At 73.7% G+C, this 9,239-nt stretch carries 2 protein-coding genes and 1 pseudogene; all 3 read left to right on the top strand.

The window, feature by feature from the left end; translation table 11 throughout:
* Positions 1–64 precede the first annotated feature (64 nt).
* The 3 genes and pseudogenes from ACWDY5_RS09175 to ACWDY5_RS09165 all read left to right on the top strand — a co-directional run bounded on the left by ACWDY5_RS09175 (position 65) and on the right by ACWDY5_RS09165 (position 9,208).
* Positions 65–616: a YciI family protein gene (locus tag ACWDY5_RS09175; RefSeq protein WP_449721751.1), complete on the top strand. Its 552-nt coding sequence runs from the start codon at positions 65–67 to the stop codon at positions 614–616.
* Between the two features lie 64 nt (positions 617–680).
* Positions 681–7,751, top strand: a pseudogene (locus tag ACWDY5_RS09170) (SDR family NAD(P)-dependent oxidoreductase); the annotation flags it as partial.
* Entirely contained in the window at positions 7,730–9,208 is a 1,479-nt protein-coding gene (locus ACWDY5_RS09165) for an alpha/beta hydrolase (RefSeq protein ID WP_449721750.1), read from the top strand. The pseudogene ACWDY5_RS09170 and the gene ACWDY5_RS09165, both read left to right, overlap by 22 nt.
* The last annotated feature ends 31 nt before the right edge of the window (positions 9,209–9,239 follow it).

Here is a 9,239-nt window from a genome sequence, read left to right as displayed (position 1 = left end):
TCGTGGACTGGGGCCGCGCCGCGATACCGGCCCCAGTCCACGACCAGCCGGGCACACTGTGCGGATGGAGTTCTTCTGCTACCACCGCGACCGGCCCGGTTCACTGGCGCTGCGCCAGGAGCTGCTGGAGGAGCACTGGTCCTACATGGACCGGTACGCGGCGGAGATGATCGCCCGCGGTCCCACCATGCTCGGTGACGTTCCCACCGGCAGCGTGCACATCCTCGATCTGCCGGATGCCGCCGCGGCCCGTGCTTTCGCCTTCGACGAGCCCGGTTACCAGGCCGGGGCGTACCGGGACGTGCTGCTGCGGCGGTGGCGCAACACGCTGGGCCGCACCATGTGGGACTTCCCCGGCGGCCGCACCGGCGGCAACCGGTACCTGGTGCTCGGGCTGGGCGCGGGGGAGCCGGTGGACCTGGCCTTGCCCGCGGACCGGGAGGAGCTGATCGCCTACGGGCCGCTGCTCGCCGATGACGGGGACCGGTGGCTGGGCACGGCGGCGCTGGTCCGGGCGGCGGACGCGGCGGCGGCGCGTGCGGTGCTCGCCGTCGAGCGGTATGCCGACGTCGAGGTGCACAACTGGCAGTTCGGCGGGCGCCAGCCAAGTCACTAAGGATTTTCCGGGGGCATCAACCCAAGACTGGCGAGGCTGGTGCCACGGGAAGGGTCGAAGCCATATGCCGGACGACAGCAAGCTCGTCGACTACCTCAAGTGGGTAACCGCAGACCTGCACGAGACCCGGCGACGACTGGAGGAGCTGGAGAGCGGGCGGCAGGAGCCGGTAGCCATCGTGGGGATGGCCTGCCGGTTCCCCGGCGGGGTGTCCTCGCCGGAGGAGCTGTGGGGAGTGCTCGCCGAGGGCGCGGACGTGATGTCGCCGTTCCCGACCGACCGCGGCTGGGACCTGCGGGTGCTCAGCGGGGACGGGGAGGGCCACAGCGCCACCGAGGTCGGCGGGTTCCTGCGCGGCGTGGCCGACTTCGACGCCTCCTTCTTCGGCATCTCGCCCCGTGAGGCGCTGGCGATGGACCCGCAGCAGCGGCTGTTGCTGGAGACCGCCTGGGAGACCTTCGAGCGGGCCGGGCTGGACCCGCACGCGTTGCGCGGCAGCAAGACCGGCGTGTTCGTGGGCACCAACGGGCAGGACTACTCCGAGCTGGTGCTGCGCAGCGGTGAGGACGTGGCCGGGCACGCCGGGACCGGGCTGGCCGCGAGTGTGGTGTCCGGGCGGATCGCCTACGTCTTCGGGCTGGAAGGCCCGGCCGTCACCATCGACACCGCTTGCTCCTCCTCGCTGGTGGCGCTGCACTCGGCGGCGCAGGCCGTGCGGTCGGGGGAGTGTTCGCTGGCGCTGGCCGGTGGGGTGACCGTGATGTCCACCGCGATGGGCTTCGCCGGGTTCACCCGGCAGGGCGGGCTGGCGCCGGACGGGCTGTGCAAGGCCTTCGCCGAGGGCGCGGACGGCACCGGCTGGTCCGAGGGCGTCGGCCTGCTGCTGGTGGAGACGCTGGCCGACGCGCGGCGCAACGGGCACCAGATCTTGGCTCTGGTGCGCGGTTCCGCGGTCAACTCCGATGGCGCGTCCAACGGGCTGACCGCGCCGAACGGGCCGTCCCAGCAGCGGGTCATCCGGGCCGCGCTGGCCTCGGCCGGGCTCACCCCCGCCGATGTGGACGCGGTGGAGGCGCACGGCACCGGCACCAAGCTGGGCGACCCGATCGAGGCCGAGGCGCTGCTGGCGGCTTATGGCCAGGAGCGGGAGACGCCGCTGTGGCTGGGGTCGGTGAAGTCCAACCTCGGCCACACCCAGGCCGCCGCCGGGGTCGCCGGGATCATCAAGATGGTCATGGCGATGCGGCACGGCGTGCTGCCCCAGACCCTGCACGTGGATCGGCCGTCCCCGCACATCGACTGGACCGCGGGCCAGGTCCGGCTGCTGACCGAGCAGACCCCGTGGCCGGATGCCGGACGACCGCGCCGTGCCGGGGTTTCTTCCTTTGGTATCAGCGGAACCAACGCGCACATCGTGCTGGAGCAAGGCCCGGCCGAGGAAACCGAGGACGAGCAGCCGCGTGAGGTGCCGGCGACGGTGCCCTGGGTGCTGTCCGGGCGCAGCCAGAAAGCCTTGCGGGCACAGGCAGAACACCTGCTCGACCACCCCGGTGAGCCGGTCGACATCGGCTACTCGCTGGCCACTACCCGCAGCCGGTTCGAGTACCGCGCGGTGGTGGTCGGCGCGGCGGACGAACTCGCCGACGGCCTGCGAGCGATCACCGAGGAGACGCCGAACCCCGCTGTGGTCACCGGATCCGCGGGCAAGCCGGGCCGGATCGCCTTCGTCTTCCCGGGGCAGGGCGCGCAGTGGATCGGCATGGGCGGCGCGCTGCTGGACGAGTCGCCGGTGTTCGCCGAGCGGATCGCCGAGTGCGCGGCAGCGCTGGCCCCGCACGTGGACTGGTCGCTGACCGAGGTGCTGCGCGGGCAGGGCCCCGAGGGCACGCTGGAGCGGGTCGACGTGGTGCAGCCCGCCTCCTTCGCGGTCATGGTCGCGCTGGCCGCGGTCTGGCAGCAACACGGGGTGCGGCCGGACGCGGTGCTCGGGCACTCCCAGGGCGAGCTGGCCGCCTCCGTCATCGCGGGCGCGCTCGACCTGGCCACCGCGGCGAAGATCGTCGCCTTGCGCAGCGCGGCCATCGCTCGGCGGCTGTCCGGACTGGGCACCATGGCCGCGATCCCGTTGCCCGCCAACGAGGTTCGCCAGCTGATCGGCCAGGGCGCGCAGGTGGCCGCGGTCAACGGGCCGCGCTCGGTGGTGGTCTCCGGCGAGGTCGACGCGGTGCAGGCGCTGGTGGATTCCCTCAACGCCAAGGACATCAACGCCAAGCGCATCCCGGTGGACTACGCCTCGCACTCCGTCCAGGTGGAGACCATCCGCGAGGAACTGCTCGCCGATCTGGAGGACGTCACCCCCGCCGCGCCGGAGATCCCGCTGTTCTCCCCGGCCACCGGCGACTGGGTGCGCGGCGCGGACTTCACCGCCGAGCACTGGTTCCGCAACCTGCGCGAGGAGGTCAAGTTCGACCCCGCCATCCGGCAGCTGCTGGCCGAGGGCTTCCGCACCTTCGTCGAGATCAGCGCGCACCCGGTGCTCGCGCACGCGGTGGCCGAGATCGGCGAGGACACCGGCGAAGCGGTGATCACCCTGGCCACCCTGCGCCGCGAGGACGGGGGCAGGCGGCGGCTGCTCACCGCGCTGGCCGAGGCGCACGTGCGCGGCCTGCCCGTCGACTGGACCCCGGCGCTGCCCGGCGGCAAGCGGATCTCCTTGCCCACCTACGCTTTCCAGCGCGAGCGGCACTGGCCGCGACCGGGCAGCACCGCGGTCGACGTGACCGCCGCCGGACTCGGCCGCGCCGACCACCCGTGGCTGGACGCGGTGGTCGAGCACGCCGACAGCGAGCAGGTGGTGTGCGTCGGCCGGATCTCGCTGGCAACGCACCCGTGGCTGGCCGACCACGTGGCCGGTGGGCTGATCCTGTTCCCCGGCACCGGTTTCCTGGAACTGGCGGTGCGCGGGGGAGACCTGGTGGGCTGCCCCGCGGTGGAGGAGCTGAACCTCGCGGTCCCACTGGTGCTCGCCGCGAGCGACACCACCACCGTGCAACTCGTCATCGGCGCTCCCGACGACACCGGCAGACGCGAGCTCGGCGTGTACTCCAGGCCGGCCGGTCAGGAGGACGCGCGCTGGACTCAGCACGCCACCGGTGTGCTCGGCCCGCGACCGGTCGCCGAACCCGAGCCGACGCCGGACTGGCCGCCCGCCGGGGCGCAACCCGTTGACCTGCAAGGGTTCTACGCCGACCGCGAGTTCGGCCCGGCCTTCCAGGGCCTGCGCGCGGTGTGGCTCGGCGAGGGCGAGGTCTTCGCCGAGGTCGAACTGCCCGGAGCCGAGGAAGAAGCCGGATCCTTCGGCGTGCACCCCGCGCTGCTGGACGCCGCGCTGCACCCGATCTCCTTCGTGCTCAACCCGGAAGCCGGCAGCATGCTGTTGCCCTTCACCTGGGCCGAGGTCACCCTGCACGCCGCGGGCGCGTCCTGCCTGCGGGTGCGGCTGGCCGAGACTGGGGCCGACACGGTCACGCTGTCGGCCACCGACGTCACCGGCGCGGCCGTGCTCACCGTCGGCTCGCTGGCCCTGCGCTCGGTCGGGGCCGCCGCGGCCGCCCCGGTGGCCAGGGACGAGCAGGCCTCGCTGTTCCGGCTGGACTGGACCCCGCACACCGGCGACCTGCGGCCTGCCTCGGGCGCCCGCTGGGCGATCGTGGGCGGTGACGTCTTCGGCCTCGCCTCGGCCATCGACCTGATCGGCGGCCGGGCCACCAGCTACGTCAGCTCCATCGCCGACCTGGCCGCGGGCGGGGACACCACCGTGCCAGACGTGCTCGTGGTGCAGTTGGCCGGTGGCGCCGACCCGGTGGCCGCCGCGCACGAGCTGACCGCGCATACCCTGGAGATCATCCAGCAGCTCACCGGCGACGCCGCGCTGGCCCGCGCCAGGGTGCTGTTCGTGACCTGCGGCGCGGTCTCCGGCGGCCCGGAGGACCCGGTCATCGACCTGGGCGCGGCCGCCGTGCACGGCCTGGTGCGCTCCGCCCAGTCCGAGCACCCCGGCCGGTTCCTGCTCGCCGACCTGGACACCGAGGACAGCTCCACCACCACGGTGCCCGCCCTGCCCGGCCTGCTCGACGGCGGCGAGACCCAGGTGCTCGTCCGCGACGGCGCGGTCCGCCTCGGCCGCCTGGCCACCCTCGCCTCCGGCCCCGGCCTGCTGCCCCCGGCCGGCGCCTGGCGACTGGACACCGCCAACCCCGGCAGCCTGGACGCGCTCACCCTGGCCCCCAGCCCCGAAGCCGAACGCGAGCTGACCGGGCGCGAGGTCCGGGTGCGCGTGCGCGCCGCGGGCGTCAACTTCAGCGACGTGCTCAAGGCTCTCGGCACCTACCCTGGCGAACCGGAACCGCTTGGCGCGGAGGTCGCGGGCGTGGTGACCGAGACCGGCCCCGAGGTCGACGGCCTGCGCGTCGGCGACCGGGTCTTCGGCGTGGTCCGCGGCGGCTTCGGCCCCCAGGTGGTCGCCGACGAGCGCCTGCTCGCCCCGGCCCCGGCGGCGTGGACCGACGAGGTCGCGGCCGCCGTGCCGATCGCCTTCCTCACCGCCTACCACTGCCTGGCCGAGGTGGCCGAGCTGCGCGCCGGCCAGTCGGTGCTGGTGCACGCGGGCACCGGCGGCGTGGGCATGGCCGCCATCCAGCTCGCCCGGCTGCTCGGCGCGGAGGTCTTCGCCACCGCGAGCCCTGGCAAGCACGCCCTGCTGCGCGAGCTCGGCGTGGCCGGGGACCACCTCGCCTCCTCCAGGGACACCGCTTTCGCCGCCGCGTTCGGCGCGGTCACCGGCGGCCGCGGCGTGGACGTGGTGCTCAACTCCCTCTCCGGCGAGTTCGCCGACGCCTCCCTGCGGCTGCTCGCCGACGGCGGCCGGTTCGTGGAGCTGGGCAAGACCGACATCCGCACCGCCGACACCCTGGACGGCACCTGGTATCGCGCGGTCGACCTGGGCACCCTCGACCCGGCCGAGGTCCAGCGCCTGCTCGGCGAGCTGCTGGCCAGGTTCGCCGCGGGCGAGCTGCGCCCGCTGCCGGTCACCCGCTGGGACGTCCGCCGGGCCAGGGACGCCTTCCGGCACGTCAGCCTCGCCCGGCACACCGGCAAGGTGGTGCTCACCCTGCCCGGCGGCCTCGCCCCCGAGGGCACCGTGCTGATCACCGGCGGCACCGGCACCCTCGGCGCCGCGCTCAGCAGGCACCTGGTCACCGAGCACGGCGCCCGCCGCCTGCTGCTGCTCAGCCGCCGCGGCCCGGACGCCCCCGGAGCCGAGCAGCTGCGCCAGGAGCTGACCGAGGCCGGAGCCGAGGTCGACCTGGTCGCCGCGGACAGCACCGACCGGGACGCACTGGCCGCCGTGCTGGCCGCGATCCCGGCCGCGCACCCGCTGACCGCCGTGGTGCACACCGCGGGCGTGCTCGACGACGGCGTGATCACCAAGCTCGACCGGCAGCGACTGCGCACCGTGCTGCGGCCCAAGGTGGACGCCGCCTGGCACCTGCACGAGCTCACCCGCGACCACCCGCTGACCGCGTTCATCCTGTTCTCCTCGGTCGCCGGGGTCACCGGCAGCCCTGGCCAGGCCAACTACGCCGCGGCCAACGTCTTCCTGGACACCCTGGCCGCGCACCGCCGCGACCTCGGCCTGCCCGGCAGCTCGCTGGCCTGGACCCTGTGGGCCGAGCGCAGCGAGCTCACCGGCAGGCTGGAGGAGGGCCAGGTCCGCCGGATCGACTCCGCCGGCCTGCCCGAGATCACCACCGAACAGGGCCTGGCCATGTTCGACACCGCGAGCGGCTCAGACGAACCGCTGGTCATCCCGATCAAGGTCGGCAGGCGCGCGGCCGGACAGGGCGCGGTGGTCCCGGCCCTGCTGCGCGGCATCGTGCAGGGCGGCCGCCGCTCGGCCGCCTCCGGTGGCGCGGTGGTCACCTCGGGGCTGCGGGAGAAGTTCCGCGGCCTCGGCGCCACCGAGCAGGAGGAGCTGGTGCGCGAGCTGGTCCTCACGCACGCCGCCGCGCTGCTCGGGCACCACGACCGCGGCGCGCTGGACCCCGAGCGCGGGTTCCTGGAGTCCGGCTTCGACTCGCTGATCGCGGTGGAGCTGCGCAACAAGCTGGCCGACGCCACCGGGCTGCGGCTGGCCTCCACGATCGTCTTCGACACCAAGACACCGGCCGCGCTGGCCCAGCGGCTGCGCGCGGAGCTGGCCGACTCGGTGGCCGCGGGCAACGCGCCCGCGCAGGCCGGTGGCGCAGGCGGCGGCGAGACGGTGGAACGGCTCTTCGCCGACGCCATCCACAGCGGCAACGCCCAGGGCGGGCTCACCCTGCTCAAGGCGGTCGCCGCGCTGCGCCCCGGCTTCGACAGCCCGGCCGAGCTGACCACGCTGTCCCCGGCCACCCTGCTCGCCGACGGCCCCGACTCGCCCACCATCATCTGCATCAGCTCCCCGGTGATCACCGGCGGCGTGCACCAGTACGCCAGGATCGCCGCGCACTTCCGCGGCCGCCGCCGGGTGGTGGCACTGCCGCTGATGGGCTTCGCCGAGGACGAGCCACTGCCCGCCAACGGCGACACCGCGATCCGCACCGTGGCCGAAAGCGTGCTGGAAGCCAGCGAGGGCCAGCCGTTCCTGCTGCTGGGCCACTCCTCCGGCGGCTCGATCGCACTCGGCGCGGCCGGGGTGCTGGAACAGGTGTGGGGCATCAAGCCCGAGGGCGTGGCCATGCTGGACACCCTCAGCGTGCGCAACGACGGCAGCGACACCGGCGGCATGGGCGGGATGACCCAGTTCTACCTAGACAAGATCGGCTCCTCGGCGATCCCGCTGAGCGCGGCCCGGCTCTCGGCGATGGCGCACTGGTTCAGCAAGCTGGCCGGGGCGGACCTGCTGGAGTCCACCGTGCCGAGCCTGCTGCTGCGCTGCACCAAGGACATGGACGGCAGCGTCGTGGAACTGCCGCCGACGCTGGTGCCCGCGGACGTGGTGCGCACGATCGACGCGGACCACTTCTCGCTGGCCAAGGAGGACTCCGGGAAGGTCGCTGAGATGGTCGAGGAATGGCTGGGGTCGCTGGGGTGAGCGGCTGGCGGGAAATGCCCAAGAAGTTTCTCCTCGGCGCGGTTTCCGCGGCGGTGGTGCTCACCGGCGTGACCGTGCCGCCTGCCTCGGCGGGCGGCACGCTGGTCTGGCAGGACTGCCCCGGCGGTGACGGCGGCGCGCAATGCGCGACCGTCGCGGTGCCGCTCGACTGGTCACAACCGGACGGCCGGAAAACCCACGTGGCGATTTCCCGGCGAAAGGCGAAGGACCCGGGCAGACGCATTGGCGTGCTGGTGACAAATCCGGGCGGCCCCGGCGGCTCCGGGGTGTTGATGGTGGCAGGCGGGTCGCCGTTCACCGCCGCCGTGCACGAGCGGTTCGACGTGGTCGGCTTCGACCCGCGCGGGGTCAACGCAGCCGAGCAGGTGCGCTGCGACGAGGCCCTCACCGACCGGGCCTACGAGGCGCGGCACCCGAAGAACCAGGCCGAGTTCGACAACTGGGTCGCGCTCAACCGGCGGCAGGCGGCCGACTGCCGGGCGCACACCGGCGCGCTGATCGACCACGTCGGCAACCTGAACGCGGTGCGCGACCTGGACGCCGTCCGCGCCGCCCTCGGCGAGCGGCAGCTGAGCTACCTCGGCTACTCCTACGCCACGCTGCTCGGCCAGCAGTACGCCGAACGGTTTCCGCACCGGGTCAGGGCGATGGTCAACGACGGCAACATGGACCACAGCCTGCGCAGCACCTACGAGTTCATGCGGACCCTGACCGCGCCGGTGGAACGCAACTTCGCCAAGTTCGCGCGCTGGTGCGACCGCACGGCCGGCTGCGCGCTGCACGGACGCGGCACCGCGAAGGTCTACGGCGAGCTGCGGGAGAAGGCCAAGGCGGGCACCCTGTTCTACCCGGGCTCGACCACCAGGTTCGACTTCTACGACATGACCACCCAGCTGTACTTCTACCTCAACACCCCGAAGGACTGGCACTTCCTCGCCACCGAGCTCAAGCGCTTCCAGGACGGCGGCCCCGCCGCGCCGCGGCCGGCCACCGAACCGGTCAACCGCCCGGCCCCGGCGATCTGGTGCAGCGACTGGCGACTCCCGATCAAAGACTTCGCCGAGTACCAAGCCCTGCTCGGCAGGCTCGGCCAGGAGTTCCCCAACGTCGGCTGGAGCCCCCAGATCGACCTCTTCGCCGCCTGCGTCGGCAATCCGCTGACCACGACGAACCCGCAGCGCCCGCTCCGGGACCGGGGCGCGCCGCCGCTGGTCAGCATCGGCACCGCGCACGACGCGCAGACGCCGCACGAGTGGAGCCGCACGGCCGCGGCGCAGAGCGGTTCGCACCTGGTCACCTACCAGGGGTGGGGCCACACGATCTACAGCGACGCGGGCGCCAGCGCGTGCGTCAACCAGGCGGTCGACGCCTACCTGATCGACCTGACCGTGCCGGGCAGGGGACTGTCCTGCCCGGCGACCGAGCAGCCCGGCTGACCCGCCCGCGACCTGGCCCTCGACGTTCGCG

The sequence above is a fragment of the Crossiella sp. NPDC003009 genome (assembly GCF_053591555.1).
Note: the sequence above shows the minus strand (reverse complement) of the source record. Positions and strands in the feature narration are given on the sequence as shown.

What these genes read in the sequence shown, in the direction of transcription:
- ACWDY5_RS09165 (WP_449721750.1), top strand. Translation starts at nt 7,730, where the DNA reads ATGGCTGGGGTCGCTGGGGTGAGCGGCTGGCGGGAAATGCCCAAGAAG.
- ACWDY5_RS09175 (WP_449721751.1), top strand. Translation starts at nt 65, where the DNA reads ATGGAGTTCTTCTGCTACCACCGCGACCGGCCCGGTTCACTGGCGCTG.